This window comes from Streptomyces sp. NBC_01551 (genome assembly GCF_026339935.1).
GTDB lineage: Bacteria > Actinomycetota > Actinomycetes > Streptomycetales > Streptomycetaceae > Streptomyces.
The window spans coordinates 3090395-3116675 of the sequence record NZ_JAPEPX010000001.1; the positions used below are offsets into that span (position 1 = coordinate 3090395).

General features: G+C 71.5%; 30 protein-coding genes. 19 read left to right on the forward strand and 11 right to left on the reverse strand.

All coding sequences use genetic code 11. The features are described from left to right. The first annotated feature begins 100 nt into the window (after nt 1–100). Together OG982_RS13785 and OG982_RS13790 are read left to right on the forward strand one after the other, a co-directional pair. Nucleotides 101–3568 (forward strand): PAS domain-containing protein, encoded by a 3468-nt coding sequence (locus tag OG982_RS13785; protein ID WP_266948610.1) that lies wholly within the window; start codon nt 101–103, stop codon nt 3566–3568. Nucleotides 3569–3581: 13 nt separating this feature from the next. Further along, nucleotides 3582–4154 carry an antibiotic biosynthesis monooxygenase gene (locus OG982_RS13790; protein ID WP_266786956.1) on the forward strand — a complete coding sequence of 191 codons (573 nt, stop codon included), beginning with the start codon at nt 3582–3584 and terminating at the stop codon, nt 4152–4154. 26 nt (nt 4155–4180) lie between these two features. On the opposite strand, the gene OG982_RS13795 is transcribed toward OG982_RS13790, so the two are convergent. From OG982_RS13795 to OG982_RS13835, 9 genes are all read right to left on the reverse strand, one after another. Beyond that, nucleotides 4181–5830: a long-chain fatty acid--CoA ligase gene (locus tag OG982_RS13795; RefSeq protein ID WP_266786954.1), complete on the reverse strand. Its 1650-nt coding sequence runs from the start codon at nt 5828–5830 to the stop codon at nt 4181–4183. A gap of 184 nt (nt 5831–6014) precedes the next feature. Continuing rightward, nucleotides 6015–6548 carry a SigE family RNA polymerase sigma factor gene (locus OG982_RS13800; RefSeq protein ID WP_266786952.1) on the reverse strand — a complete coding sequence of 178 codons (534 nt, stop codon included), beginning with the start codon at nt 6546–6548 and terminating at the stop codon, nt 6015–6017. A 158-nt stretch (nt 6549–6706) separates the two neighbouring features. Next, nucleotides 6707–7873 (reverse strand): lipid-transfer protein, encoded by a 1167-nt coding sequence (locus OG982_RS13805; RefSeq protein ID WP_266786950.1) that lies wholly within the window; start codon nt 7871–7873, stop codon nt 6707–6709. Further along, nucleotides 7870–8295, reverse strand: a complete 426-nt coding sequence (locus tag OG982_RS13810; RefSeq protein WP_266786948.1) for a MaoC family dehydratase — start codon at nt 8293–8295, stop codon at nt 7870–7872. The genes OG982_RS13805 and OG982_RS13810 overlap by 4 nt, the downstream gene beginning before the upstream one ends. Continuing rightward, nucleotides 8292–9347, reverse strand: a complete 1056-nt coding sequence (locus tag OG982_RS13815) for an acyl-CoA dehydrogenase family protein (protein ID WP_266786946.1) — start codon at nt 9345–9347, stop codon at nt 8292–8294. Before OG982_RS13815 ends, OG982_RS13810 begins: the two co-directional genes overlap by 4 nt. Next, complete coding sequence (locus tag OG982_RS13820; RefSeq protein ID WP_266786944.1) at nt 9347–10327, reverse strand: bifunctional MaoC family dehydratase N-terminal/OB-fold nucleic acid binding domain-containing protein; 981 nt, start codon at nt 10325–10327, stop codon at nt 9347–9349. Before OG982_RS13820 ends, OG982_RS13815 begins: the two co-directional genes overlap by 1 nt. Next, complete coding sequence (locus OG982_RS13825) at nt 10324–11511, reverse strand: acyl-CoA dehydrogenase family protein (RefSeq protein ID WP_266948611.1); 1188 nt, start codon at nt 11509–11511, stop codon at nt 10324–10326. Before OG982_RS13825 ends, OG982_RS13820 begins: the two co-directional genes overlap by 4 nt. A 160-nt stretch (nt 11512–11671) precedes the next feature. Further along, a complete protein-coding gene (locus tag OG982_RS13830; protein ID WP_266786940.1) occupies nt 11672–11983 on the reverse strand; it encodes a hypothetical protein in 312 nt (103 codons plus the stop codon). 605 nt (nt 11984–12588) lie between these two features. Then, complete coding sequence (locus tag OG982_RS13835) at nt 12589–12993, reverse strand: DUF6344 domain-containing protein (RefSeq protein ID WP_266786938.1); 405 nt, start codon at nt 12991–12993, stop codon at nt 12589–12591. 200 nt (nt 12994–13193) lie between these two features. On the opposite strand from OG982_RS13835, the gene OG982_RS13840 reads away from it, so the two are divergent. Next, nucleotides 13194–13664: a hypothetical protein gene (locus OG982_RS13840; protein ID WP_266948613.1), complete on the forward strand. Its 471-nt coding sequence runs from the start codon at nt 13194–13196 to the stop codon at nt 13662–13664. 65 nt (nt 13665–13729) lie between these two features. Then, the gene (locus tag OG982_RS13845; protein ID WP_266948615.1) at nt 13730–14341 is read left to right on the forward strand and encodes a hypothetical protein; all 612 of its coding nucleotides are present in this window, start codon (nt 13730–13732) and stop codon (nt 14339–14341) included. Between the two features lie 244 nt (nt 14342–14585). Here the strand turns inward: OG982_RS13845 and OG982_RS13850 are convergent, their stop codons facing one another. Both OG982_RS13850 and OG982_RS13855 read right to left on the reverse strand, forming a co-directional pair. Continuing rightward, the gene (locus OG982_RS13850; RefSeq protein WP_266948616.1) at nt 14586–15155 is read right to left on the reverse strand and encodes a GNAT family N-acetyltransferase; all 570 of its coding nucleotides are present in this window, start codon (nt 15153–15155) and stop codon (nt 14586–14588) included. Then, nucleotides 15152–15925 (reverse strand): GntR family transcriptional regulator, encoded by a 774-nt coding sequence (locus OG982_RS13855; protein ID WP_266948618.1) that lies wholly within the window; start codon nt 15923–15925, stop codon nt 15152–15154. Before OG982_RS13855 ends, OG982_RS13850 begins: the two co-directional genes overlap by 4 nt. Before the next feature lie 803 nt (nt 15926–16728). Here OG982_RS13855 and OG982_RS13860 point away from each other — a divergent pair. The 15 genes from OG982_RS13860 to OG982_RS13930 all read left to right on the forward strand — a co-directional run bounded on the left by OG982_RS13860 (nt 16729) and on the right by OG982_RS13930 (nt 26279). Then, entirely contained in the window at nt 16729–16995 is a 267-nt protein-coding gene (locus tag OG982_RS13860; protein ID WP_266948620.1) for a DUF6284 family protein, read from the forward strand. After that, nucleotides 16992–17264 carry a hypothetical protein gene (locus OG982_RS13865; protein WP_266948621.1) on the forward strand — a complete coding sequence of 91 codons (273 nt, stop codon included), beginning with the start codon at nt 16992–16994 and terminating at the stop codon, nt 17262–17264. The genes OG982_RS13860 and OG982_RS13865 overlap by 4 nt, the downstream gene beginning before the upstream one ends. A gap of 56 nt (nt 17265–17320) precedes the next feature. Further along, nucleotides 17321–18325 carry a hypothetical protein gene (locus OG982_RS13870; protein WP_266949912.1) on the forward strand — a complete coding sequence of 335 codons (1005 nt, stop codon included), beginning with the start codon at nt 17321–17323 and terminating at the stop codon, nt 18323–18325. After that, entirely contained in the window at nt 18322–18657 is a 336-nt protein-coding gene (locus OG982_RS13875) for an RRQRL motif-containing zinc-binding protein (RefSeq protein ID WP_266948622.1), read from the forward strand. The genes OG982_RS13870 and OG982_RS13875 overlap by 4 nt, the downstream gene beginning before the upstream one ends. 25 nt (nt 18658–18682) lie before the next feature. Further along, nucleotides 18683–18925, forward strand: coding sequence for a hypothetical protein (locus OG982_RS13880; RefSeq protein ID WP_266948623.1), 243 nt, complete (start codon nt 18683–18685; stop codon nt 18923–18925). 37 nt (nt 18926–18962) lie between these two features. Continuing rightward, complete coding sequence (locus tag OG982_RS13885) at nt 18963–19583, forward strand: hypothetical protein (RefSeq protein WP_266948624.1); 621 nt, start codon at nt 18963–18965, stop codon at nt 19581–19583. Between the two features lies 1 nt (nt 19584). Continuing rightward, a complete protein-coding gene (locus tag OG982_RS13890; protein WP_266948625.1) occupies nt 19585–19800 on the forward strand; it encodes a hypothetical protein in 216 nt (71 codons plus the stop codon). 647 nt (nt 19801–20447) lie between these two features. Then, nucleotides 20448–20918: a hypothetical protein gene (locus OG982_RS13895; protein WP_266948626.1), complete on the forward strand. Its 471-nt coding sequence runs from the start codon at nt 20448–20450 to the stop codon at nt 20916–20918. Nucleotides 20919–20929: 11 nt separating this feature from the next. After that, nucleotides 20930–21322: a hypothetical protein gene (locus OG982_RS13900; RefSeq protein ID WP_266948628.1), complete on the forward strand. Its 393-nt coding sequence runs from the start codon at nt 20930–20932 to the stop codon at nt 21320–21322. Nucleotides 21323–21335: 13 nt separating this feature from the next. Beyond that, nucleotides 21336–23492, forward strand: coding sequence for a type IV secretory system conjugative DNA transfer family protein (locus OG982_RS13905; RefSeq protein WP_266948629.1), 2157 nt, complete (start codon nt 21336–21338; stop codon nt 23490–23492). Continuing rightward, nucleotides 23489–23941, forward strand: a complete 453-nt coding sequence (locus tag OG982_RS13910; protein WP_266948630.1) for a hypothetical protein — start codon at nt 23489–23491, stop codon at nt 23939–23941. Before OG982_RS13905 ends, OG982_RS13910 begins: the two co-directional genes overlap by 4 nt. 14 nt (nt 23942–23955) lie before the next feature. Next, complete coding sequence (locus OG982_RS13915; protein WP_266948631.1) at nt 23956–24123, forward strand: hypothetical protein; 168 nt, start codon at nt 23956–23958, stop codon at nt 24121–24123. Nucleotides 24124–24134: 11 nt separating this feature from the next. After that, the gene (locus tag OG982_RS13920) at nt 24135–24308 is read left to right on the forward strand and encodes a hypothetical protein (RefSeq protein WP_266948633.1); all 174 of its coding nucleotides are present in this window, start codon (nt 24135–24137) and stop codon (nt 24306–24308) included. 79 nt (nt 24309–24387) lie between these two features. Further along, nucleotides 24388–25440: a DNA cytosine methyltransferase gene (locus tag OG982_RS13925; RefSeq protein ID WP_266948635.1), complete on the forward strand. Its 1053-nt coding sequence runs from the start codon at nt 24388–24390 to the stop codon at nt 25438–25440. Then, nucleotides 25437–26279 (forward strand): bifunctional DNA primase/polymerase, encoded by an 843-nt coding sequence (locus OG982_RS13930; protein WP_266948637.1) that lies wholly within the window; start codon nt 25437–25439, stop codon nt 26277–26279. Before OG982_RS13925 ends, OG982_RS13930 begins: the two co-directional genes overlap by 4 nt. Nucleotides 26280–26281: the final 2 nt, after the last annotated feature.

Here is a 26281-nt window from a genome sequence, read left to right on the forward strand (position 1 = left end):
TCCGCGCGATCCACCCCGCATCCGCCACCCCGCCGCGGGGCTGTGCCCTTAGACTCCTCCCGTGACATGCCGGTAGTTGTGGTCAGGGAGGAAGCTCGTCGTGAGCAGCAGGCCATCCCGAGGCGCTGCTCGCCTCGCAGCAATACTCGACGCTCTTCCGGACGCGCTTTTGCTCGTCAACGCCAACGGCACGGTCGTCAACGCGAATTCGATCGCCCTTGAGGTCATGGAGAGCCCCGGCACCGGGCTCGTCGGCCGCGGTGTGCTCGACCTCCTGCCCGAGTTCGACTCCAAGCTGATCCCCGGCTCCATGCGCCGGCCCGGCGAGGACGAGGGCGGCCGCGCCAGGCCGAAGCGCATGATCGCGCGCCGCACCGACGGCTCCGAGTTCCCCGTAGAGGTCACCAGCGCCCATCTCGACGGCCGCGACGCCTACCGCGAGCCCCAGCCCTCGTACACCGGCGACGAGCTGCTGATGCTCGTCGTACGGGACCTCTCCGAAACCGTGGACACCGAGGCCGAGCTGGCCCGCTCGCAGCGGCAGACCGAGATGATCCTGCGGGCCGCCGCCGAGGGCGTCGTGGGCACCGACACGGACGGCCGGGTCGTCCTGGTCAATCCGGCCGCCGCGCAGATCCTCGGCTACCGCGCCACCGATCTCGGCAACCGCGAGCTGCACGGGCTGATCCAGCACTCGCGCGCCGACGGCTCGCCGTTCCCCTTCGAGGAATCCCCGCTCGCCGACACCCTGCGCAGCGGCCGCAAGCACCGGGTCCGCGGCCAGGTGCTGTGGAACAAGTCCGGACAGCCGGTCGCCGTGGACCTGACGACCTCGCCCGTACGGGACGGGGAACTGCTCGTCGGCGCCGTGATGACCTTCACCGACCGGCGCCGCTACGACGCGCTCGCGGCGCGCCACGCCCAGCTGCTGGCCGTCCTCGGGGACTCCCTGCGCGGTCCGCTGGACGAACTGCGCGGCGAACTGGCGACGCTGGCCGCCGATGACGCGGGCCAGCTGTGGCCGGAGGCCAACCAGCTGCTGCACCACCTGGCCGCCGGGTACTCCCGGATGACCACGCTGGTGGACAACGTGCTCGGCTTCCAGCGCCTGGACGCCGGCACCGACAAGCTCGCCAAGAAGAAGGTCCTGATCAACACGGTCGTCGCGGCCGGTGTCGACGGGGCCGTCGAGCTGATCGGCCCCGGGCGGGCGCAGTTCGCGATCCACGCGCCGACCATCGAGGCCGAGGTGGACGCGGAGCGGATCTCGACCGCGCTCGCGCACCTGGTCGCGGACGTCGCCGGGGTCGACGCCACCGGCAAGACGCCCCAGGGCAGCGGGTACATGGACTCCACGATCGTGGTGGCCGCCGCGCAGCGGGGTGATGTCGTACGGATCGAGGTGCGCGGGCCGTACGAGGGCGGCAACCCGGTGCACGAGCCGATCGTGCGGGGCATCGTGGCCGCGCACGACGGGGTGCTCCAGACCGTCGAGGTCCCGGGCGCTCCGGGCGGCGCCTACGTGCTGGAGCTGCCGCTGGGTGCGGGAGCCGGGACGGTGACGCTGCCCGAGCCGGCGCAGGAGCCGGAGAGCGGCAAGGGCGCCGAGGACGGCTCGGACGACCGGGACGGGGCCAAGGCGGGCGCCGCCGCCGCTCCCGGCGGGCGGCGTGCCCGGCGCGGTGTGGACGCCTTCCTGGAGGACGAGGCGGCCGAGGCCGCCGGAGCGGCCTCCGCCAAGGCCGCCAAGGCCGTCGAGGGCCGCGAGGGTCGCGAGGGCGGGGGCGCGCTGGCGCTGCCGTCCGGGCGGCGGCGCGGCGGCGAGGACGGCGCCCCCGACGCGGGGCCCGAGCTCGCGCAGTCCCCGGTGAATCCGGCGGGCCTGGGCACCGGGCGCCGTCGCGGCCGGGACGGCGACGGCAGCGGTGACGGCGGCCAGGGCGGCCCCGGGCGGCCCGTGCCCCCGCAGGGCACCGCCATGCCCGCGCTGCCGCCGGTGCCGGTGCCCCCGATCCCGGTGACCGAGCATCCGGCGGGGCGCCGCCGGGCGCTGGGTCCGGCCGGTCCCGCGGCCCGGCCCGGCGGTCCGGTGCCGGCGACGGGGCTCGCCTCTCCTGCTGCCGCTCCGGCCCCGGCCTCGGCCCGGCCGATCGCTCCCGAGGGCGGTTTCGCGCTGCCCGCCGGGCCGACCCCGGCCGCCGCGCCGGTTCCGGATGCCGCGCCGGTTCCGGATGCCGCGCCGGTTCCGGATGCCGCGCCGGTGGCTCCGGTGCCTCCGGCTCCGGCCGCGCCTTCCGTACCGCAGGCCCACGCCATGGCCGGTGCCGTGCCCGCTCCCGCCGGGGCCGACGCCGACGGTGAGACCCCGGGCGGACGGCGGGCCCGCCGGACGCTGAGCGCCCCCGCCGCGCAGCCCGAGACCCCCGACACGCAGGCCGCCGAGGCCGCGCCGGACTCCGGGGGACCGGTGCCCCCGACCGGGCGGCGCCGCGCGCTGCCCGCGACCCCCGCGTGGCCCGTACCGGCCGCTCGGACCCCCGATGACGACGAGGCCGCCGCCGGGCCGGTGTCCGTACCCGGTGCCCGTCGGCCGCAGGAGGCCCCGGCGGAGTCCGGGCAGCCCATCAGCGTCCGCGCGCTCGGCACCCTGGGCCAGGGCATCTCGGTCGACGCCTCCGGCTCCGGCCGCCGTCGCCGGCTCGCCGAGCCCGCGCCCCAGGGACGGGCGTTCGCCATAGGAGCCCCCGAGGCGGGCTCCGCCGAGGGTCCCGAGCCGCTGGACGGCCCGGGGGGCGCCGTCGAGGTGGTCAACCGGCCCGTACCGCTGCCCGTGGACGACGAGCTGCCGCCGGAGCCGCTGGACAACCCGCGCCGGCTGCTGGTGTGGCCCGCGCCCGACGCGCAGACCCAGCAGGCGCTCAGCGACCGCGGCTACCGCCCGGTGATCGTGCACTCCCGTGAGGAGGTGGACGCGCAGATCGCCGCGTTCCCCGCCGCGCTGTTCGTGGACCCGCTCACAGGGCCCATCACCCGGACCGCTCTGCAGTCCCTGCGCCAGGCCGCGGTGGCCGCCGAGGTTCCCGTGCTGGTAACGGCCGGGCTGGGGCACGCCACCCGCGAGGCGGCGTACGGCGCGGATCCCGCCGTTCTCCTCAAGGCGCTCGCGCCCCGGGACAGCGAACAGCACCCCTCCCGCGTGCTGCTGATCGAGGAGCACGACGAGATCGCGACCGCGCTGACGGCCGCGCTGGAGCGGCGCGGCCTCCAAGTCGCCCGGGCCGGAGCCGACACCGACGCGGTGGAGCCGGCGACCCGGATGCGGCCCAACCTGGTGGTCATGGACCTGATGCAGGTCCGTCGGCGGCGAGCCGGGATCGTGGACTGGCTGCGCGCCAACGGGCAGTTGAACCGGACGCCGCTGGTCGTCTACACGACGGACGGGATCGATCCCGCCGAACTGCCGCGGCTGGCCTCCGGCGAGAGCGTGCTCTTCCTCGCCGAGCGGGCCACCACGGCGGACGTACAGGGCCGAATCGTGGACCTGCTGGCCAAGATCGGAACCAACTAGTCATCCTGGCCGCATGGCCATCATCGACGCGTCCGAACACACCGTCCCCGCCGACAACGGGGAGGTCAACCTGCTCATCGCCCGCCAGGTGGAGCCGGGCCACGAGGAGACGTTCGAGGCCTGGGCCCACGGGATCCTGGAGACCGCGGCGACCTTCCCGGACCACCTCGGGTACGGGCTGTTCCGCCCGGCGACGCAGGGAGGCCCCTGGTTCCTGGTGCACCGCTTCCGCAACGAGGCCGCGTTCCAGCGGTGGCAGGACTCCGCCGAGCGCGCCCAGTGGTTCTCGAACTGCCTCGGGCACCACCACACCGAGATAGCCCGGCGGGAACTGCACGGCATGGAGACCTGGTTCGCCAAGCCGGGTACGACCCGGCCCGCGCCGCCGCGCTGGAAGATGGCGGTCAGCTCGGGGCTGGCCATCTTCCCGATCTCGCTCGCGGGCAACGCGGTGCTCGGGCCGTACCTGGTGGACCTGCACTTCGTACTGCGGACGGCCGCCTTCGCGGTCGTCTTCAGCACCCTGATGACCTATCTGGCGATGCCGGCCGTCAGCAGGCTGCTGCGTCCCTGGCTGACGAAGTGAGCCAGGGACGGTAGACCCCGGCCGGGCTAGTCCAGCCTGGTGACGTCCAGCTCGCCGTCCGCGTACTGCCTGCGGATCACCTTCTTGTCGAACTTGCCGACGCTGGTCTTCGGGACGGCCTCGATGAGCGTCCAACGCTCGGGCAGCTGCCACTTGGCGATCGACTGGCCGAGGAACGCGCGCAGCCCGGTGTAGTCGACGGTCGCGCCCTCCTTGAGGACGACGGTGGCCAGCGGGCGCTCGCCCCACTTCTCGTCGGGGACGGCGACGACCGCCGCCTCGGCGACCTCGGGGTGGGCCATCAGGGCGTTCTCCAGCTCCTGGCTGGAGATCCACTCACCGCCGGACTTGATGACGTCCTTGGCCCGGTCGGTCAGGGTGAGGAACCCGTCCGGGCTGATCACGCCGACGTCGCCGGTCTTGAGCCAGCCGTCCGCGCTGAACTTGTCCTCGGGGCGGAAGGGCTCGCCGGCCGCGCCGCCGTAGTAGGCGCCCGCGATCCAGGCTCCGCGTACCTCCAGCTCGCCCGCCGACTCGCCGTCCCAGGGCAGGAAGTCGCCGCCGGGGCCGACCAGGCGCGCCTCGACGCCCGCCGGGAAGCGGCCCTGGGTGATCCGGTACGGCCACTCCTCCTCGGCGCTCAGGCCGCCCGGCGGGTGCGCCATGGTGCCCAGCGGGGAGGTCTCCGTCATGCCCCAGGCGTGGCAGAGCCGGACACCCAGCTTGTCGTAGGCCTCCATCAGCGAGGGCGGGCAGGCCGCGCCGCCGATGGTGACCTGCTTCATCGAGGTCAGGTCGCGGGGGTTGGCGGTGACCTCCGCCAGCAGCCCCTGCCAGATGGTGGGGACGGCCGCGGCGTGGGAGGGCTTCTCCCGCTCGATCATCTCGGCGAGCGGGGCCGGCTGCAGGAACCGGTCCGGCATCAGCAGGTTGATGCCGGTCATGAACGTCGCGTGCGGCAGGCCCCAGGCATTGACGTGGAACTGCGGGACGACGACAAGGGAGGTGTCCTTGTCGGTCAGCCCCATCGACTGGGCCATGTTGACCTGCATGGAGTGCAGGTAGATCGAGCGGTGCGAGTAGACGACGCCCTTGGGGTCCCCGGTGGTGCCGGAGGTGTAGCACATGGCGGCGGCCTGGCGCTCGTCCAGTTCGGGCCAGGGGTAGGTGTCGGGGCGGCCCTCGATGAGCTCCTCGTACTCGTGCACGCGCACGTCGAGGCCTTCGAGCACGGAGCGGTCGCCGACGCCCGCGACCACGACGTGGTCGACGGTGGGCAGGTGTGGCAGCAGCGGCGCGAGCAGCGGCAGCAGGGTGCCGTTGACCAGCACGACGCGGTCCACGGCGTGATTGACGATGAAGATCAACTGCTCAGGAGGCAGCCGGAGGTTGAGCGTGTGCAGCACCGCCCCCATGGAGGGGATCGCGAAGTACGCCTCGACGTGCTCGGCGTTGTTCCACATCAAGGTGGCGACGCGGTCGTCCTGCTGGACACCGAGCTCATCGCGCAACGCGTTGGCCAGGCGGGTGGCTCGGGCACCGATCTCGGCGAAGCTGCGGCGATGCGGCTCTGCCTCCCCGGTCCAGGTCGTGACCTGGGATTTACCGTGGATCGTCATCCCGTGTTGGAGTATGCGGGTGACGAGGAGCGGTACGTCCTGCATGGTGCTCAGCAAAGCGTCCTCCCGGTGGGCGCTGCGGCGCTGCGGCGGCTACGGATGCTGCCGATTCTGCGCACGTACCGGTCGGCATGTCACTACCCGAGGGTACAAACGCGTCGGGTAATCGCTGTGTGAGGACGCCGGAGCGATGTTTCACGTGAAACACGGGCGTGCGTGTTTCACGTGAAACATCGCCCGATCAGCGGACCGGGGTGAGTTCCGGGTCCTCACGGAGCTTGACCAGGGCGCGGGAGACGGCGCTCTTGACGGTGCCGACCGAGACCCCGAGCAACTCGGCGGTCTGCACCTCGGTCATGTCCTCGTAGTAGCGCAGGACGACCATGGCCCGCTGCCGGTCGGGCAGCCGGGTGACCGCGCGCCACATGGCGTCGCGCAGCGCCTGGGCCTCGGCGGGGTCGGCGGCCGGGGCCTCTTCGATCTCGGGGAGCTCGTCGCAGGCGAACTCGTCCACCTTGCGCTTGCGCCACTGGGAGGTGCGGGTGTTGACCAGGGCCCGCCGGACGTAGCCGTCCAGGGCGCGATGGTCCTCGATCCTGTCCCAGGCGACGTACGTCTTCGTGAGGGCCGTCTGGAGCAGGTCCTCGGCGTCGCACGGGTTGGCGGTGAGCGAGCGGGCGGTGCGCATGAGGACGGTGCCGCGGGTCCTTACGTACGCCGAGAACGACGGGTACGGCGTCGGATTCGAGGCGAGCGTGCACACAGGCGTGGTCATGCCTCCACGCTATGAGCGCGCTCCTCTTCTGGGATCGGCCGCAGGTGCCGAAGCGGGATCCGTCTCAGGTTGTAGGGGCGGGGCCCGCCCCACCTCCTGAAGGTGGAGGGAACGGGGTCCCCCGGTACCGGTTCGCGGCCGGGCGTCCCGGCCGGGATTCAGCCGTCCGCGCCGAGGATCAGGCCGGAGGTCGGCACCCCGGTGCCGGCCGTGACCAGGGCGTGCGCCGCGCCCGCGACCTGGTTGACGGAGCTGCCGCGCAACTGGCGCACGGCCTCGGCGATGCCGTTCATGCCGTGCAGGTACGCCTCTCCGAGCTGGCCGCCGTGGGTGTTGACCGGGAGCGCGTCGGCGGCCATGAAAGCGGCCGCCTCCCCGGGCGCGCAGAAGCCGAACTCCTCCAGCTGCATCAGCACGAACGGCGTGAAGTGGTCGTAGAGGATGCCGACGTCGATGTCCGACGGGCGCAGGCCGCTGGTCCGCCACAGCTGGCGGGCCACGACGTCCATCTCCGGCAGCCCGGTCAGGTCGTCGCGGTAGAAGGAGGTCATGGCCTCCTGACGGCGACCGGCGCCCTGCGCGGCCGCGGTGATCACAGCGGGGGCGCGGCGCAGGTCCCTGGCCCGTTCGGTGCTGGTGACGACGAGCGCCTGACCGCCGTCCGTCTCCTGGCAGCAGTCGAGGAGCCGCAGCGGCTCGACGATCCACCGGGATGCGGCGTGGTCGGCCAGGGTGATCGGTTTGCCGTGGAAGTACGCGGCGGGGTTGTTGGCGGCGTGCCTGCGGTCGGTGACCGCGACATGGCCGAAGGCCTCGGGCGTCAGGTTGTACGTGTGCAGGTAGCGCTGGGCGGTCATCGCCACCCAGGAGGCCGGGGTGAGCAGCCCCCAGGGCAGCGACCAGCCGAGGGAGGCGCCTTCCGCCGACGGCTCGCGCTGCTGCACGCCGGAGCCGAAGCGGCGGCCGGACCGCTCGTTGAAGGCGCGGTAGCAGACCACGACCTCCGCGACCCCGGTCGCGACGGCGAGGGCGGCCTGCTGGACGGTGGCGCAGGCGGCGCCGCCGCCGTAGTGGATGCGGGAGAAGAAGGAGAGGTCACCGATGCCGGCCGCCTGGGCCACGGTGATCTCGGGACTGGTGTCCATCGTGAAGGTGACCATGCCGTCGACGTCGGCGGGGGTGAGCCCGGCGTCGTCGAGCGCGGCGTGAACGGCCTCGACGGCCAGTTTGAGCTCGCTGCGTCCGGAGTCCTTGGAGAACTCGGTCGCTCCGATGCCGGCGATGGCGGCGCGGCCGCCGAGCCCGTCGCGGTTGCGGACGCTCATGCCGGGCCCTCCTCGGCGCGGGGGGTGCCGAGGGTGGCCAGGGCGCCGAGGGTGACGGTGACGGTTCCGGTGACGTGGTGGCCGATCCTGTTGGCGCCGGTCACGCGGATCTCGGCGGTGTCCCCGTCCCGGGCGGTGACGGTTCCGGTCAGGGTCATCGTGTCGCCGGGGTAGTTGGGGGCGCCGAGCCGGATGGCCACCTTGCGCAGGACGGCGGACGGCCCGAGGCGGTCGGTGATGTACCGGCCGACCAGCCCGTTGGTGGTCAGGATGTTCATGAAGATGTCCGGGGAGCCCTTCGCCCGTGCGAGCTCGGCGTCGTGGTGCACGTCCTGGTAGTCGCGCGAGGCGATCGCGCCCGCGACGATCAGCGTGCGGGTCACCGGGATCTCCAGCGGCGGCAGTGCGTCGCCGACGTTCATGCGTCGTCCCCCTCGGGTGCTTCGGAGTCTTCGGCGCAGATGAGCGCGCCCAGCTCGGCCAGCAGCTCGCTGCCGCAGCCCAGGTACGCGTCCAGCTGGCGCCCCCACAGGAAGTGGCGGTGGACGGGGTGGTCGAGGTCGGCTCCCATCCCGCCGTGCAGGTGCTGGCCCGTGTGCACGACCCGCTTGCCCGCCTCGGAGGCCCACCAGGCCGCCGTCAGCGCGTGCTCGCGCGCCGGGAGACCCTCGTCGATGCGCCAGGCCGCCTCGTAGGCGGTGACCCGGATCGCCTCGGTGTCCATGTAGGCGTCGGCCGCGCGCAGCATGACCCCCTGGTTCGTGGACAGCGGCCTGCCGAACTGCTCACGGGTGGAGGTGTACTCGACGGCGCGGGCCAGCGAGCCCGCGCAGACCCCCGCCTGGAGCCCGGCGAACGCGGTCCGGGCGGCGGCCAGGACCTGCTCGTAGGCGTCGTCGGCGCCGAGCCGCTCCGCCCGCGCCCCGGTCAGGGTCAGTCGGCCCGCCGACCACGGGGCCGTGGTCTGCACCAGCTCCGTTCCGACACCGGGCGCGTCCGTCCGTACGAGCCACAGGGCCCGGTCCGCGTCCGGGACCAGGACGTGCGTGGCCTCGCGCAGCCACGGCACGACGGGTGCGGTGCCGGTGAGCCGTCCGTCCGGCGCGGCGGCGATCGTGCCGCGGGCCGGGAAGGCGCCGGTGGCGACCGCCTCGCCCGTCCCGAGGGCGGGCAGCAGCCGGGCACGCTGCTCGGGGCTGCCGTGTCCGGCGACGGGCAGGATCCCGTAGGCGCAGGTGGCGGCGTACGGGACCTGCGCGGTGGTGCGGCCCTGCTCCTCCAGCAGCAGGACCAGGCCGAGCAGTCCGACGTCCTCGACGGCGGCGGTCAGACCGGCGGCGGTGAGCGCCTTCCACAGTTCGGCGTCGCTGCCGGTGCCTGCGTCGGCGAGGCGATCGTGGGTGGCGAGGTCGCCGAAGATCCGGGCGGCGAGGCCGGCCGCGGCGGCCTGTTCCTCGGTGGGGTGGAAGTCCATCAGGCCTCGCTCCCCCGGAAGACGGGCAGTTCCAGCTCTTCGTCCACGCGCAGGAACTCCAGGTGGACGGGCATGCCGATGCGGACCTTGTCGTACGGGACGCCGGTGATGTTGCTGACCATGCGGACGCCCTCGGCGAGTTCGACGAGCGCGACCGCGTACGGCGGGTCGAAGGCCGGGAACGGCGGGTGGTGCATGACGACGTAAGAGAAGACCGTGCCGGCTCCGGACGCCTCGACGGTGTCCCAGTCCGGGCTCGCGCAGGCGTTGCAGCCGGGGAGCCAAGGGAAGCGGAGCGTCGCGCAGGTGGTGCAGCGCTGGATCAGCAGCCGGTGCGCGCGGACGCCGTCCCAGAACCCCTGGTTGTCGCGGTTGATCACGGGGCGGGGGCGCTGGGCGGCCTTCTCCGCGGCCTTCTCCGCAGCCTTCTTCACGGGCTGCGGCTCTGCGGGCCGCAGCTTCGCGGGCCGCGCGTTCGTGGCCGCCGGCAGGTACTTGAGGATCCGGAAGCGGTGTGTGCCGGCGAGTTCGCCGTTCGCGTGGACGTCCATGCGGGTGGTCACGAAGTGGCCGGTGCCCAGCTTGGTCGTCTTGCGCGGCGACACCGACTCGATGACGGCGTCGAAGGTGATCGCGTCGCCGGGGCGCAGCGGCCGCAGGTACTCCTGCTCGCAGTCGGTGGCGACCACGGAGGTACAGCCCGCGCCGTCGAGGAGCGCGAGGAGTTCGTCGTAGGCGCCGGAGCGGTCGCTGTGGCCGGAGAGGCCGCCCATCGTCCAGGCCTGGAGCATGGTGGGCGGTGCGATGGCCTCCGGACCGGTGTAGGCGGGGTTGGTGTCGCCCATAGCCTCGCACCAGTGGCGGATCATCGGCTCGTTGACCGCGTCCTTGGCCCGTCCGGCGGTGGCGGCGGGCAGCCCCTCGAAGGCCTTGAGCAGCTCGTGGAACCGGGCCGCTTCTTCGTCGGCCGTGGCCGTCATCTCTTCCTCCCCTTCATGCCGAGCCGCATCATGGCGACGATCTCCCGTTGGACCTCGCTGACCCCGCCACCGAAGGTGTTGATCTGGGCGGCCCGGTTCATGCGCTCCAGCTCGCCGCCCGCGAAGGCGGCGGGGCCCCTCACGAGGGCTTCCTCGCCCACCACCTCCTGGCACATCCGGTACACCTCGACGGTGGATTCGGTGCCGAGGAACTTCACGCCGCTGGCGTCGCCGGGGGCGAGGCTGCCGCCGCCCACGTCCTGGACGAGGCGCCAGTTGAGCAGGCGTAAGGCCGCCAGCCGCGCGTGCGCCTCGGCGAGCCGGGAGCGCACCCATGGCTGGTCGGCCGGGCGCTCGCCGGTCACCGGGTCGGGGGTGCGGGCATGGCGCAGCGCGCCGTCGTAGAAGTCCTCGGCCTGCATGCCGATGGCGGCGAGGGCGACGCGCTCGTGGTTGAGCTGGTTGGTGATCAGCCCCCAGCCGCCGTGTTCGGGGCCGACGAGGTTGCCGGCCGGCACGCGGACGCAGTCGTAGTACGTCGCCGTGGTGGTGAGGCCGCCGACCGTCTCGATGGGGGTCCAGGCGAACCCGGGGGCGTCGGTGGGCACCAAGATGATCGAGATGCCCTTGTGTTTGGGGGCCTGCGGATCGGTGCGGCAGGCGAGCCAGATCCAGTCGGCGTTCTGGGCGTTGGAGGTGAAGATCTTCTGCCCGTCGACGACCCAGTCGCCGTCGCCGATCCCGTTCCCGTCGTCGGCGTCGGCGTCGGCGTCGCGGACGGCCCGGGTGCGCAGCGAGGCGAGGTCGGTGCCGGCCTCGGGCTCGGAGTAGCCGATCGCGAAGACGATCTCCCCCGCCAGGATCCGGGGCAGGAAGTAGTCCTTCTGCTCCGGCGTCCCGTACTTCATCAGGGTCGGGCCGACGGTGTTGAGGGTGACCATGGAGACGGGCGCCCCGGCCCGGTAGGCCTCGTCGAAGAACACGAACTGCTCGTCGGGGCCGCGGCCTTGGCCTCCGTACTCGACGGGCCAGCCGAGGCCGAGCAGCCCGTCGGCACCGATGCGGCGCAGCAGCGCGCGCTGGGCGGCGGGGTCTTCTGGGACCCCGTCGGGCAGCAGGTCGCGGAAGTACGCCCGCAGTTCGGCGCGGAGCCTCAACTGGCCTTCGGTCGGGGCGAGGTGCACGGCGCGGGCCTCCCAATGACATCGGACGAGTGAACCTGACTGTCCGTCAGATTCCTGGTCGGTGTCAAGGTCGGGAACGCGCGAGGGCGCCTGCGCTACCGGACCCCAGCCGGTCCGGTCACACAGGCGCCCTCAGTGGTCAGAGCAGCTCAGGGAGCATCTACCACCACGGGTGGAAGTTCACCGCGATGTTCTGGTTCTCCTGGTTGATCGCCGTGAACGCCGAGCCGTTGACCTGCGCGGAGTTGCTCTGGTTGGACGCGCCGGAGCCCGTGGCGACCTGCTGCGAGGTGGAGGAGTTGCCGTGGTTGCTGCCACCGACGCCGCTGCCGACGATGCCGGCGACGCTCGCATTCGATCCGTCGTTCGCGAGGGCGCCGTTGTCGGCCGAGGCCACCCCGCCGAAGACCGCGAGGGCGAGGGGGAGCGAGGCGACAGCAGCGATGACGCGGGCGGTACGGATGCTTGCCATGTTCTTGTCCTCCAGAAAACCGAAGTTGGCTTCATTCCAAGGCAGTTGGCCGACTGCCCGGGTCGTTCTGTGCGGTGACGTCGTCGCGAGATCAGAATTGCCCACCGAATCCCCGGCGAACCACCCAAGAGACTCCGATTCCCCCTCAAGTATGAGCAACATCGGATAAACCTCATTCGCGCCCCCAACGCCCCAGGTCAGCGCCCTGGAACCCGCCGAAACCCGGCCCCTGCACGGGTTGAACGTTCCGGCAAAACACCGCACCCCGGGCATGCCGAAAAGGGCCGCTCCGTTCGGGAACCCCGCCGTTTCCCGAGCCTGCGGCCCTGCGATACCAAGCTGCGCGCCCCCTGCGCGCCCCCGGCGCCCCCCGGGGCGATCACGCGGTGCCCCACTCCGGGGCACGGCACGGCGCGACCCGCGGTCGTGACCGACCGGGCTCCAGCGCGTGCGTTCGCGTACGTCGTGCGTGAGCTGCGTGAACTACCTGAGCGACCTGGCTGAACCAGCCGAACTACGAGCACTACGAGAGCTACGAGGAAGTCGCGGACTACGAGGACTACGCGAGCACCAAACGCACTCGACCGCCTCGGTCATCGACCGGGCTACGCGGCGAGGGCCAGCCCCTCGCGGGCGGCTCCGGACGGCGCCGCGACCGGTGCTCCGACCCGCGCCCCGGCAGGAGTTCCGACAGGCGTCCCGACCGGCGCTTCGGCGGCGAGGGCGGCGGCGGTGGTCGAGCGGCGGACGGACGGGGTCTTGCCGTGCGCCTCGGCGCGGATGCGCTGCTTGATGGTCGGCGGGAGCGAACCGCCCCGCATCATCGCCCGCCAGGTCCGCCGGGCCATCATCACCGGCCGGCGCACGGCGGCGGTCGCGGGAGCGGCCGAGCCGGTGACATCGGCGGCGGCGGCCGGGGCCGCCTTCGCGGTGAGCCCGAGGACGGCGAGGAGCGCCACCAGCGCGGCGAGGACGGTGGTCCAGATCGACGTGATGCTGCGGTGAGCCATGGCGGGGTGCCTCACTTCTCAATAGTCCGACGGACGATGTTCCGACGGGCGGATCTGCATACATTCGTCATGATGTGGCCGCAACCGCAGCGCCCCCACTGCGCGCGCCGATCTTCCGACAAACACCACTCGGAAGGCCCAAAAGGCGCCCCCGGGCCCCAGGACTCGCGCGCTGCGGCGATCCGCATGACGCTGATTCCATGAGCGAGCCACCACCGGGCCTGCCACCGCCTCCCGGCCCGGAGCAGCCCTGGGGGCCGAGGCCACCGGCGCCCCGGCGCCGCAGGCGCTGGCCCTGGGTCCTGCTGGTCCTCGCCCTCCTGCTGCTCGGCGGCTGCGTCGCCTTCCTCGGCGTCGTCGTCCACGAGGTCTCGGAGGACGCCTCGCGCACCGTGCGGATCACGTACACGGCCACGGGCAACACGCGGGACGTGGACATCAGCTACTCCACGTGGCGCGACGGGAACCTGGAAGTGAGCCAGGACAACGACGCGACGCTGCCGTGGACGAAGGAGCTCCACACGAAGGGCTTCATCAAGGGCGGCTCGCTCACCGTCACCCTCGGCCCCGACGGCGGCACCGCCACCTGCGCGGTAAGGGTGGACGACAACCCCCCGATCACCGCCACCGCCACCGGCGCCTTCGCCTCGGCCGTCTGCACGGGCTTCTGACCGAGCCGGCGCTGACCCGGAAACCCCTTCGCAGGGCAACCCCGCCACAGCACACAATCCGGGGCATGGGGACAGACATATACGGGTTCATCGAATGCCGCTGGGACCGCTGGCTCGACGAGGACGACCGCAGCTGGGACGCGGCGATCGACCTCGCGCATCTCTACAACGGGCGTTCCTACGACGCGTTCGGCTGCCTGTTCGGTGTCCGCGACGACACCTTCCGGCCGCTCGCACCCGCTCGCGGGCTGCCCCCAGACACATCGCCGCATGCCCGCAGCCACTTCGACTGCTGTAGCCGCAGCGCGTCCTGGATCACGTGGGCCGAGCTGCTGACGGCCGACTGGGACGAGGTCGCGGCCGAGGTCGACGCATGCGTGCACGAGTACCGCCGCAACCCCGACGGCGTCTGGGAACTGTACGGCCGGAACACCAGCCTGACCCGCTTCGCCGAGCTGTCCGGCCTGACCGCACCGCACGACGTGTACCGCGCGGGCCGCACCCAGCCCGAAGGCACCGAGTGGCGCGACGGTGACCGTCTCTTCCGCGTCGGACGGCTCCGACGGAAGGACGCTGTGCCCGAGAGCGACTGGGGGGCCGTCTGGGCGGTCATGCGCACCCTCGCGAGCCTGCACGGCGACGACGGCGTTCGGCTCGTCGTCTGGTTCGACGGCTGATGCGCGAAGAGCGCATGCAGAAGGGGTGTCGCCGGTTCGGTGACACCCCTTCTGAGCTGGGCCTCAGGCCCTGCTGGCGGTGGGTGTGGGATTTGAACCCACGGTGACTCGCGCCACGACGGTTTTCAAGACCGGCTCCATGAAGGAACCCCTTCGTGGCCTCACCTGGGGTTTCTCTCCCACAGACACCCCGTAACGGGCCCACCTGGCCGGAGGTTGGCCACAGCCATGATCAGATACCGGCTCAGCCGAAGGGTGCCATGGGCTTCGGCGCAAGCGCGAGATCTGTAAGCGAGGAGTCCGCCAGACGCGTCGGACGCTGCGCAAGCCACCCAGACACACGGGGGCCGCCGTTGACCGCGCCACCTTCCCGCACCGTCCGGACGTGCTCGAACCCGTGGCTGAGGTAGTAGCGCTGAAGCGCCTCATTGGTGGTCCAGGCATCGAGCCGAAGCCATGAAGCGCCTGCCCGACGGGCGCGATCACCCGCCCAGTCCAAGAGGGTCCCACCGATGTCCTGCCCCGCGTGCGTCCGCGCGACAGTCAGCTTGTTCACGAACATGGACGGCTCTTTCAGTTCATCAGCCGTCCAGAGCCCGTCTTCCGCTTCCTCAGTGAGCGTGATCGTGGCGACCGTGGCGCCCTCATCCCTCAGCATGAAGACCGTCCCGGATTCGATGGTCTTCAGGAGTCGGTCCGCCGGGTACGGCCTGCGCCACTGATCACTGCCCAGCGCGCTCAGCCACGCCGCAGCCTCCTCCCGAAAAGCGAGCAGCGCGGCGAGGTCATCTGGCGTCGCGTTCTCGATGATCACAGCTGCTCGCCCTCGGCTCGGTCGGGCAGAGTGCCGATCTCATAGTTCATGCGGTTGAGGTCGCCGCGGAACGTGGTGATCGTGCAGCGGATGATGCGTTCGCCGGCGTACCCGGTTCGGGTCCAGAGCAGCACCGGCACGCCTGCGCCCACATCCAGGAGCCGCGCTTCGTCCGGCGTCGGCATGCGTGTGGCGATCTCGTCGAAGTAGCCGACCTGCTCGATCCCCGCTGCGGCGAGGTAGCGGGTCGTCCCTTCGGCGATGTCGCCCGGTTCGGCCAACCGGGGGGCCTGCTTCACGAGCCAGTCCGGGTAGTACGTCGCCTGGGTCGACCAAGGAACGTCGTCCACGAAGCGGTGGCAGAACCGAAGCACCGTGGTCGAACCGCCAGCCACCTTGAGGCGTTCGGCAACGTACTCGGTCGCCGGCGTCACCTCGACACGGAAGGTCTGAGTCGGCCTACGACCGGCATTGGTGACGTCGGTGTTGTAGGCGTCGCCGTTCTGCGGAAACGTCAAGTTCTCAAAGCGTGAGGCGTTCAGCTCGAACACCTCATGCTTGCGAACCTCGTAGCCGAGACCCTGGCTAGACGAGATCAGACCCTCGCCGACCAGGGCCTTCAGGCCCGATCGCACGGTGTTCCGCGAAGCGTCGAAACGAGCCGAGAGGTCACTTTCGGACGGCAGGCGAGTCCCCGGCGGATAGACGCCGCTGTCGATCTCCCGACGGAGGGCGTCAGCCACCTGTAGGTACTTCGGCTGCTTGTTCATGGCCCCATCATGACGCACTCGGTCAACTTGTTGGTACATGCGGGCCCCAATCGCTTGACGACTCACCGTCCGTGGGTGCAGCATCACTACATCAGCTTGTACCCACAAGTTGAGCAAGCAGTGCAGCAGGCTCAAGTATTCCGGCCTGCCCGCACAGCAGAACCACCGCGTTACAGCCCGGAGGAAAGCCCGAGAGGGCGAGTACGAAGGCAGCGTCCGTTCATTGAGAACTCAACAGTGTGTCTAAGCAATACGAGACGGGGCGCGATCCCCGCCCCCTGGCGACGGGCAGTCGCTGGCGGCAACACCTTCTTCTTCCGTGTTCCGGCTCTGGAGAACACCCCGCTTCTCAGGGGGTGCCACCCGGTACAGGCCGCCCTGCTGGCGTCAGAGCAGCAACGATGACGCGCCCGACTCTCAGGCTCGGGTGGATCGCCGTGGCAACGGGGGTCCAGTGAAGCCTTGCCCCTCCGGTTTGGAGGCTGCTGTGTTCCACCGACATCCGCGGGCGCCCGCCGTACTGGACCGGTACGGCCGGCCGCGCCCCACGCGTCACCGATCGACCGCCGTGCGAGCGACCCCCGGGCTTCACCGCCCGACCCCGCTCGCACAGCCCTTCCCTTCCGAGGGCGCCACGGCGCCCCCGGTCGGCTGCCTCCCCCGGCCGTCCGGCGCTTCTGCGCCGTACGGGCGGGGTTGCAGGGAGCCGAGTACCTCCGCTCCACCCGCAAAGCAGTGCAGCCCCCGGCGTGTCCGCGCCGAGGGCTGCTGAGTCCCGTTCCTCTCTCGAAGGAGCAAGACCCATGAAGTCCATCGCTGCACTTCAGGACGTTGTTACGCCGTGGTCCGACGGTTTGGAGCCGTCGGACGCGGAGCTGGACGCGATCGAGGCCGAGATGCCCGTGATCCTGGCCGAGGTCGAGTTGCTGAACACGCTGATCGTCCTGCTGCACCAGGAGCCGACCCAGATCCACAGTCGGCGCATCCGGCGGGCACACCGGCGGGTGCTGGCGGCCCGTCGGGACGCGGCCAACCGCGCCACTGCGCAGGTCTCGGGGGACGCGGCATGAACGAGCGCACCGAAGCGGCCCACGTCGCGCTGCTGGAAGCGATCGTGGACGCGCTGGACCTGCCGCTGCCCTCGATCGAGGCGGCGGACGAGCGTCTCTACTACCGGCTGCTGGAGCGCCGGGCCCTCGCCGTGCGGATCATCATCGAATCGAACCGCGCCGTCACCCGAGACCCCCGGCTGGCCGCGGACGCGATCCGCACCCGGACCGCCGAGGAACCCGTCACCTACACCCCGTACAAGGACGAGAAGAACGGGGAAGTCCGGTGACCGGCCGTCCGCTGACGCGAGCCCAGAAGTTCGTCCTCGGCCTCGCCTTCGTCCCGATGCTCGCCACGGGCGCGGCCGGCGGGTACGGCACCTACTCCAACATCAAGGGCGCCTACAACTCCGGCACCGCCCTCGGCGCCGTCGCCGCAGGCGAAGGCGCCACCGCCGTCCTCGCCCTCGTGTTGCTGGGGCTGACCATGCTGGGGCAGTCCTCCCCGACAGTGGTCCGCGCCGGCCTGTGGGCCCTGCCGGCCGCCGCGTCCGCCATGTCCGCCGTCGCCGCCCCGGACGGACCCCGCACCGTCATCTACGCGATCACCCCGCTCGGCATGTCCGTCTCGGCCGAGGGCATGGCCTTCCTGGCCCGGCGGATCGTGGTCCACGTCGACGGCCGTGACGCCGAGTCCGAAGCGCGGGCGGCGGCCGTGGTCCAGGCCCTGGCCTACCACCGCGCCCGCGCCGCCAACCACCCCGACAAGAACATCCGCAAGAGGTCGGACCGGGCGTCGTGGCGCCTGGCCCGCAAGGTCGGCAGGTCCGACACACCGCTTGGGGCGCGGCTGCTGGACGTCCAGCGGGAGCGGATCACCACCGGTGCGGACGTCGCCCTCGGCGACATGTTCGCCATCAACGTCACACCTCTGAGCGAGCCCGTCACGGGTGACCGTGACGCCGTCACGGCGGCCGTGACTCCCGCCCTCCCCCCGGTACCCGAACCGCCCTCCGACGAGGGCCCCGTCACGGGTGGGCGTGACGGGGAGGACACGCAGGTCAACGACCCGCCGACCGGCCTGGAGGAGGAGGGCGTCACGCCCGCCGTCACGCCCGTGACGCTCGACGAGGTCGCCGTCATCGCCGGGGTGCCCACACCGCTGATCGGGGAGCCCCTCACCGACGAACAGATCGTGGTGGTCCTCAGGTTTCTGCGCTACTCCGCCGACCCGCCCTTGTCCTACCGGCAGACCGCCGCCGCCTTCCGCGAGTTCGGATTCACCGGAGGCGAAGCTCGTATCCGGGGCGCCTGGGCCACCCTCATGGCCCAGGAGGAGAGCCCCCGGTGAGCACCCTTCCCGTCTACCGGTGGCGCCTCGCCCCGGACGGGCTCGCCACCCGACGCCAACTCCGCGCCCTGGGCCTCAGGCCGGGCGGACAGGACGTCGTCGCCCAGGTCGAGCGGCCCCGCCGCCGGCGCGGCCCGCTGGTCGCCTACCTGTACCGGATCGATGCGGCCCGGCCCGTCCGGCCGATGACCGAACGGCGGGCCGCGGCCCTGGCGAAGGCCAACGCCGCCCGCCGCCGCTGCCCCGCCTGCCGACGCGACGCCGGATACGTGATCCCGGCCTCCCTCGGCACGTGCGTCCCCTGCGCGGACACCCCGCACCTCGCCGCCTGAACGCCCGACTCTTCAAGGAGTTCCAGTGACCACCACGACCTCTTCCGCCACCGGCACCCCGACCGCCGCGCAGGGCTCCCACATGTGGGTCATGACCCTGGAGATGCCCGGTCGGGGGATGACCACGCAGTACGGGACGTGGACCCCGCCCGCCGGCGCCACCCGCTACGACGTGTTCGCCGCGCTCCGGGGCCACATCGTGGCCGAGCACCCGCAGATGGGCTCCGCCAACTGCGTCTTCTTCAGCCTGGAGCCCAACCGGCTCTGACCGGCACGAACCCGAGCACCGGAAGGAGGGAACCGCCATGTCCAGCATCGACTGGGACGAGGAGTTCACCCGCATCACCCCCTCGGCCCCGGAGAAGCCCAGCACGTCGTCCAAGTTCTCCGCCACGATCGGCAAGATCGGCGGGGTCCGACGCAACACGGCCGCTCTCGCCGTCTGCGGCACTATCGCCGTCCTCGCGGTGTGCGGCACGGTCGTGGCCATCACCGGCATGCAGGGCGAACAGGCCGCCCAGGACCGGGCCAGGGCCAAGGAGCAGGCCGCGAACACGCTGGTCGAGGCGGAGGCGGACAAGAAGCGGGCCGAGACCGAGGAAGCCGCGGCCAAGGCCCTGTACGAGCGGGAGATGGCCGTCTACCTGGAGTGCATGAAGATCCGGGCGGCGGCGGTCGCCAAGGCCGCGTCCTACGACGTCGCGAAGATCCCCGCCTGCGCCGCCCCGACCCTCGGCGGCGCGGCCCCCAAGAAGCAGGAGCCCACCGGCGGTGCCGGCGACGGCATCACGTCCAGCCCCTGGCTGTGGGTGGCGCTCGTCGGCGGCGGCGGCCTCGTCGCCTACAAGAAGCTCTCCGCACCCTCCGCTTCCGGTGCGGTCACCCCCGCGAACAACAAGGGATTCACCTTCGAGAAGGGTGCGTGAGATGACGCTCCAGTTCTTCGCCCTGGCCCTGTTCTGCTGGGCCCTGTTCTTCACCTTCAAGAAGACCAAGGGAAAGCAGCAGATGATCTGCCTACTGCTGATCGTCTCCGGGATCTTCCTGCCGTACACGCCGTTCAGTGACGAGATCCGCAGCACCCTCGCATCGGTCTTCAACACCGCGAACGACACGGTCAGCGACATCGGCACGTCACGCTGAGCGAGCGTCCACATCGGTTACCGGTTACCGGTTACAGGCCGAGGACGCCACCCTGTCCCCGCCCTGGGCGGCCCGAACCGTCGCCCGCAGTGCCTGTAACCGGTAACCGGTAACCCCCGACAACTACACAGTGTCACGGAAGGAGGCTCGTGGAACTCCTCATCCTTCTCGCCATCACCTACCTCGTCGGCGTCGACAACACGCACGGCAAATACGAGCAGGCGGGAATCAAGAAACCCCCGCCGAAACCGAAAGCCAAATGGCAGCCGACCCGGGCGCCGGACACTTTCCGAAACGCCTCCTACAACGCGGCGGCGAAAGCGCATTACGGGCTCCTCGCGGGTGCTCATTGGGCCGGGGGCCTGCGTGACGGGTGGCGGTCCGCCTACCTGAAGAAGCCGGATGTTGCGCCTTCCGGTTCGCCTTCCGCCACAGCTCCTCCGGCGCCCTCCGCACCTGCCTCGGGGGCCACCGTGCCGCCGAAGCCCACGACACCCCCGAAGCCCACCTCGCCTCCGACGGCCCCGCCACCGCCGCCCACTCCGCCTACTGCGGCGCCTCCTCCGGGTTCGACCATTCCGCCGCCCGGCACCGTTCCCCCTCCTCCGACCGTCACGCTCCCCGAGCAGATCAGGAAGGACCCTGCGATGCAGCCCAACCCGCCCGTTCCGCACACCGCGACCGTCGACGACAAGGGCGTCCACGTCACCACCGCCGGCGGGAAGACCCGCACCTACAGCGGCGGTGAGGTCATCACCCTCACGCAGGTCATCGACCTCGCCGAAGGCGCGGCCACCCTGTGCCAATCCAGCTCCGAGACCTGCCTGGAGCTCGTGGACGAGTCCGCACAGCTCGCCGCGGACTGCGACGTCCTCATCGCCGAGATCACGGCGAAGGACGTCGGCACGAACCTCATCGGCAAGTGCGGGCACCTCAAGGAGCAGCTCGACCTCCAGGCCGCCGCCGCCCAGAAGCTCCACGACCAGATCCAGGGCGGCGAGGAAGCCTGCCGCACCGCGTCCGCGAACGCCGAGGTCCGCCACGGCCAGATCTTCCGCGCCGTCGCCGACTCCCCGCTCACCAAGCCCGCCGAACGCGACTTCTACAACGCCCGATAGGAGCAGCCCGCATGACTGCCACCGAAACCCTCAAGGACGCCGCCACGTACGCGGCCCTGCGTACCAAGCTCGCCTGGCTCACCCACCAGGTCCACGCCCACGCCGACACCGTCAGCCGGCTGGCCTCCGACGTCGACGACACCGCCGAACAGATGCAGGACGCCGCCGAAACGATGAAGGCACTGGCCGTGGATGCGGCCACCACCGCCGAGTTCGCCGACGCAGCCCTGACCATGACCGGCGCCAAGGACGCGGCCGGCGCCTACACGGCCGCGGCGGACAGTGCGGCCGCGGCCGCCGACGACGCCAAGACAACCACCGAGTCCGACCACGGGGGCATCGCCGACGCGGTGGACACCTCGCCCGTCGACATGGCCGAAGCCACCTTCTACACCCAGCAGTAAGGAGAGCCGGACCATGGGGCCGACCCGAGCACAGTTCATCCAGTACGCGCCCGCCGCCCTCGCCGTGGCATCCGCCGCTGTCGGCCCCTGGTCCGCCCTCGCCGCCGCAGCGGCCGGTGCGGGGGCGTGGGCCATCAACGCCTCCGCCCCCGCTCTGCGCTCCCTGATCGCCTGCGGGATCACCACCAGCGGATGCGGCATCGCCGCCCATCAGATCTTGGCGAGCGGCATGGATCCGCTGTTTGCCCTCGGGCTCGCGGTCCCGGCCGGGGCGGCCGTCCTGGCCCACCACCGCAACACCGCCGGCGAACTTCCCGCGCTCCCTGTCCCGACCGCGGCGGGGCAGAGCTCGCAGGCGCAGCTCATCACCGCGTGGTGGGCGGAGTTCATCTCCGGGCCCACCCAGACCGAGGGCCGCAAACTGGTCCAGGCCGGGGCCGTCCTCGCGCACCTGGCCATCGACGCGGGGGACGACCACGTGTCGTTCACCGGAATCATCACCCTGCCCCAGGGCCAGCAGGTCCGGGTGAAGGCCGCCGACATCGCCGCCGTCTACCAGATCCCTGTCTCCCAGGTCGAGATGGGCGACCCCAAGCACTACGCGCCCAACGCGCTACCGGTCACCGTGCACCTCACAAAGCCATCGGCGGCACCGGCGATCGCGGCCTGTGCTCCGACGACTCCTGAGGAGCTGTGGGCCGCGCACGTCGCCATCCCCGAGGGAGCGATGCCCGGCACCACCCTGGCGCTGACTCGCTACGACGGGCCTCTGGACTGGGAGGGGGTCGCCACGCGCGACCGCAGGGCGATCGGGACGGTCAACCTGCAAGACCTCGCCGGGAACCTCGACCTGTCGAGCATCCAGATCGCTCTGGCTCCCACCGACAAGCCCTCGCAGATGGGGGTGCGCGTGATGAAGGAGCACGCGCTGATGCACGGCACGATGCTCTCCACGGTCGTGGACGAACTGGCCATGGACTCCCGCGGATACGTCCGCCTGGGCACCTACATCGACGCGAGTGCCGCCCTGGTCCCTCTGGCTCAGCCCGGTTCTGGTGCCCGCCACCTCTACCTTGTGGGCGGGTCCCGCTCGGGGAAGTCCGGGGTGCTGGAACAGGTCCTGCTCTCTGCCCACAAGTCACGCATCGCCGTGATTCTGTCCTCTCCGCAGGCCGGAACCATCGCCGGCGCGCGTCTGGCCGCCTACTGCGGGGACGGGCTGGACGAGGCGATGGGCGCCCTGCGCCTGGCCTACGCGCTCATGCTCGACCGCGAAGCCCGCTACCGCTCCCCGTCCTTCCCCTTCACCGACCCGCTGATCCTGTTCGTCATCGACGAAGCCCACATGCTGCTGTCGGTCTCCTCGCCGTACCACGCGGAGGCCAAGGCGATCGTCGAGCAGATGACCCGCCGGTCCCTCAAGCGGGGTATCGGCGTGGTTCTGGCCACCCAGACCCCGCTGGCCGAGGACCTCGGCAACTCCTCGATCATCCGCTCCCAGCTGTTGATCGGCGGCGGCGCGGTGTTCCTGCGCTGCGCCAAGGGCCAAGGCTCCCTGGTCGGGGCGAACGCGGTCCAGGGCGCTGAGGGCATCGACCTGTCGATGATCCCCGACTCGTGGCCAGGCCAGGCCCAAAGGGTCGCTGACCGGGACATGAGCGGCCTGGACACCACGGCCGTCGCCAACCCCGAGGACGGCACCTTCGGCCTCGGCTACCTGTTGACCCCCGGATCACAGGCCGTCCAGTTCCGCTCCCTGTACCTGGACGTCCCGCCCGCCTCCCTGGCCGGAGACCAGCCTCCCGTCACCGTCGAAGACTGCCAGGCCTGGCAGCACAGGGAGGCAATCACGCGCACCCCGATGGTCGACCAGCGAGGCAAGAACCTGATCGGCAGCCTCGCCGACCTCCTCACCAAGACCCAGCAGGACCCGCCCGTCCCGCACCAGCGGGCCCAGACCGACCCCGCCGCCCCCGTGGCCGCGACGGACGGTTCGGAGCTAATCAAGCCGCGAATCCTCGAACTCCTGCGACAGGAATCGATCTCCATGACCGCCGAGACCATCGCCCGAAAGCTCGGCACCACCGCCAAGAACATCAAGCCTCGCCTCTCCGAACTGAAGCGGCGCGACGAGGTCACCAACGAGAACGGACTGTGGAGGGCAGCATGACCACCCGCACCGAAACCGGCTTCACCCACGTCGACCAGGACCTGTACGAGCAGGCGTTCCAGCTCCTCGACCCCACCCCGGAACCCACCGCCCCCGCCGCGCCCGCACCGCTCTCGCTGATCCTCGCCGCGGCCCCGCCCGCGCACCGGGCCGGCCCGGTCGAGAAGACCCTCACCGACGCCCTCGCCTTCCTCGACACCCACGGCTGGGCCAAGCACCGCCTGATCCACCCCGAGGGCGCCCGCTGCTCCATCGGCGCCCTGCGCGCTGCGGCCGGCGACCGCAACGCCGCCTACCGGGACGCCGGAACCCTCCTCCTCGATGAGGCCCGCCGGCAGCACGGCAACCAGTGGGAGTCCATCCCCTCCTGGAACGACTCCCACACCGGAGCCCAGGTCCGCAGCGTGTGGGAGGTCGCCATCCGCCGCGCACACCACCTGAACGTCTGAGACCGGAGCTGCCCGTGTCGTTCTCGTTCACCGACTCCGAACCGAACAACGAACCGTCCTTCTCCTTCACCGCGCCGGGGGAGGTGGAGGAGAAGCTGCAGGCGATCGCCGACATGGCACACGAAATCCTGCGCCTCGTCGCCGAAGTACGCAGGCAGACCGGCACCCTCCACAACCGCTGAAAGGGCATTCCGTGTGCCGGAACCTCCTGTCGGAGCGGATCTCCGACGCCGCCGTCCTCATCGCCGGCAAGCACACCGTGCTCTGCCCCTACCCGGCTTGTGACGTCAGCGTCCGCTACCGCCACGTCACCCCCGACGAGGCCAAGCGCCTGATCGAACTCGCCACCGACCACAGCCGCCACTGAAACGACGAGAGCGGCCCCGTCTCGGCAAAGTCGGGCCGCTCTCGTCTCCCAGCACTCTCAAGAACTGGAGACATCCAGCATGACTCAACCCACCCTTGTCCCGCGAGTGGACGGGCCGAGGATCTTGTCCCTGTGCACCGGCTACGGCGGACTCGACCTGGCCGTCACCGCCGGACTTCCGGACGCGACCGTGGTCGCGCACGCCGAGACCGACCAGGCCGCCGCCCGGATCCTCGCCCACCACCACCCGAGCGTCCCGAATCTCGGCGACATCACGCGCGTGGACTGGGCGGCCGTGCGGGCCGCGTTCGCGCCGACCGTGATCACCGTCGGGTTCCCCTGCCAGGACATCTCCAACGCCGGTACCCGGGAGGGCATCCGAGGTGAACGCTCCGGAATCTGGACCTCCGTCGCCCACGCCGTTCGCGACGTTCGACCCGAGTACGTCTTCCTGGAAAACGTCGCCGCCCTCGTCCGACGCGGCCTCGACGTCGTCGCAGGCGACCTGGCCACGCTCGGGTACGACCTGTCGTGGACGTGCCTTCGCGCGTCCGACATCGGAGCCCCCCACCGCCGGGACCGCTGGTGGGGACTGGCCCACCGCGACGATTCCGACCCCGACACGCTCCGACGGGACTGGCGGCCCTGGCAGCAGCCCCCGACGTCGGGGCGGACTCAACCTCCGCACCTGGGTCACCACACTCCCGCACCCCCCGCACACCCCGGAGTGAGTCGGGTGCGGATGCTCCCCACCCCGAAGGCCTCCGACGGGCCCAACCAGCGTGACCGGGCCGGGAACTACTACCTCCCCGGCCTCGCCCCCCGACTGGACTCCCGCTGGGTCGATCACACCGGCACCGACCACGCTCCCGCCATCCACCGTTGGGCACACGTCCTTGGCCACCCGGCCCCGGAGCCGACCGAGCCCGCCCAACGTGGTCCGGGACGCCGGTTGGCGCCGGCCTTCGCGGAATGGCTCATGGGGGTCCCCGGCCGCGTCACCACCGTCCCCGACCTGACCCGCTCCGACCGGCTCCGCGCCATCGGCAACGGCGCCGTCCCCCAACAGGGCCACGCCGGCTACACCCACCTCGTCCACGCCCTCGCCGACGGCATGGAGGTGGCCGCATGATCCACGCGACCGGCCACCTGCGAACCGCCCTGTGGCTCGCCGAACTCGGACTGCCCGCGATGCCCCTGAGCCGCGCCAAACGACCGGTGGCCAACTGCCCGGCCTGCAAGGACAACGCCTGCGGGGACCGTCCCAACATGCTCGCCGCCGGCCCCTGCGCCTGCCCCAACCCGTGCCACGGCTGGGCCGCCGCCACCACCGACCTTGAAGTCCTCGCCTCCCCGGCCTGGGCCCCTGCCTGGCGGCAGGCCGATGGCGTCGCCTACCACCCCGGCGGTGCCGGCTACACCGTCGTGGACCTCGACCACGACGACGCCGTCGCCTGGGCCCGCCAGAACCTCCCCGCCACCAAGACCGTGCCCACCACGCGGGGCGAGCACTGGATCTACCAGGGCACGATGCCCTCGCCCAACGGCGTCCGCGACGGCATCGACATCAAGTCCTGCATGGCCTACGCCCGGTGGCGCGGCCCCGGCACCGGCACCATGACCGCCCTGCCCGACGCCGTGCGCGCCCTGGCCGTGAAGGAACCCGCCCCGGTACGCGCCGGCGTCGTGACGGTGCCGGCCCTGGCCGGGGGTGGGGAGTGCCCGCACCGCTCGCCCGCCTACCTGGAGCGGGGCATCGCCATGGCGGAGCAGCGCATCACCGACGCCGCCGACGCCATCCACCGGAGCGTCTACCGGGTCTTCCTCGCGGTGCTGTCCGTCCACGGCCGGTGCGGCTGCATCACCGACGCTCACGTCGGCCGGCTGTTCAAGGCCGCAGGGGACAAGGGCGAGTCGCTGCGGCACTGCGAGATGGCCTGGGCCAACGCCCGCACGAAGCTGGGAGTGTGACC

Bases quoted from the DNA above. Each gene is read 5' to 3' on its own strand.
- OG982_RS13840 (WP_266948613.1), top strand. From the start codon at position 13,194: ATGAGCGAGCCACCACCGGGCCTGCCACCGCCTCCCGGCCCGGAGCAG.
- OG982_RS13800 (WP_266786952.1), bottom strand. From the start codon at position 6,548: ATGACCACGCCTGTGTGCACGCTCGCCTCGAATCCGACGCCGTACCCG.
- OG982_RS13855 (WP_266948618.1), bottom strand. From the start codon at position 15,925: ATGAACAAGCAGCCGAAGTACCTACAGGTGGCTGACGCCCTCCGTCGG.
- OG982_RS13815 (WP_266786946.1), bottom strand. From the start codon at position 9,347: ATGGACTTCCACCCCACCGAGGAACAGGCCGCCGCGGCCGGCCTCGCC.
- OG982_RS13790 (WP_266786956.1), top strand. From the start codon at position 3,582: ATGGCCATCATCGACGCGTCCGAACACACCGTCCCCGCCGACAACGGG.
- OG982_RS13865 (WP_266948621.1), top strand. From the start codon at position 16,992: ATGAACGAGCGCACCGAAGCGGCCCACGTCGCGCTGCTGGAAGCGATC.
- OG982_RS13900 (WP_266948628.1), top strand. From the start codon at position 20,930: ATGACTGCCACCGAAACCCTCAAGGACGCCGCCACGTACGCGGCCCTG.
- OG982_RS13895 (WP_266948626.1), top strand. From the start codon at position 20,448: ATGCAGCCCAACCCGCCCGTTCCGCACACCGCGACCGTCGACGACAAG.
- OG982_RS13870 (WP_266949912.1), top strand. From the start codon at position 17,321: ATGCTCGCCACGGGCGCGGCCGGCGGGTACGGCACCTACTCCAACATC.
- OG982_RS13805 (WP_266786950.1), bottom strand. From the start codon at position 7,873: ATGAGCGTCCGCAACCGCGACGGGCTCGGCGGCCGCGCCGCCATCGCC.
- OG982_RS13930 (WP_266948637.1), top strand. From the start codon at position 25,437: ATGATCCACGCGACCGGCCACCTGCGAACCGCCCTGTGGCTCGCCGAA.
- OG982_RS13810 (WP_266786948.1), bottom strand. From the start codon at position 8,295: ATGAACGTCGGCGACGCACTGCCGCCGCTGGAGATCCCGGTGACCCGC.
- OG982_RS13910 (WP_266948630.1), top strand. From the start codon at position 23,489: ATGACCACCCGCACCGAAACCGGCTTCACCCACGTCGACCAGGACCTG.
- OG982_RS13925 (WP_266948635.1), top strand. From the start codon at position 24,388: ATGACTCAACCCACCCTTGTCCCGCGAGTGGACGGGCCGAGGATCTTG.
- OG982_RS13835 (WP_266786938.1), bottom strand. From the start codon at position 12,993: ATGGCTCACCGCAGCATCACGTCGATCTGGACCACCGTCCTCGCCGCG.
- OG982_RS13890 (WP_266948625.1), top strand. From the start codon at position 19,585: ATGACGCTCCAGTTCTTCGCCCTGGCCCTGTTCTGCTGGGCCCTGTTC.
- OG982_RS13905 (WP_266948629.1), top strand. From the start codon at position 21,336: ATGGGGCCGACCCGAGCACAGTTCATCCAGTACGCGCCCGCCGCCCTC.
- OG982_RS13820 (WP_266786944.1), bottom strand. From the start codon at position 10,327: ATGACGGCCACGGCCGACGAAGAAGCGGCCCGGTTCCACGAGCTGCTC.
- OG982_RS13845 (WP_266948615.1), top strand. From the start codon at position 13,730: ATGGGGACAGACATATACGGGTTCATCGAATGCCGCTGGGACCGCTGG.
- OG982_RS13885 (WP_266948624.1), top strand. From the start codon at position 18,963: ATGTCCAGCATCGACTGGGACGAGGAGTTCACCCGCATCACCCCCTCG.
- OG982_RS13860 (WP_266948620.1), top strand. From the start codon at position 16,729: ATGAAGTCCATCGCTGCACTTCAGGACGTTGTTACGCCGTGGTCCGAC.
- OG982_RS13830 (WP_266786940.1), bottom strand. From the start codon at position 11,983: ATGGCAAGCATCCGTACCGCCCGCGTCATCGCTGCTGTCGCCTCGCTC.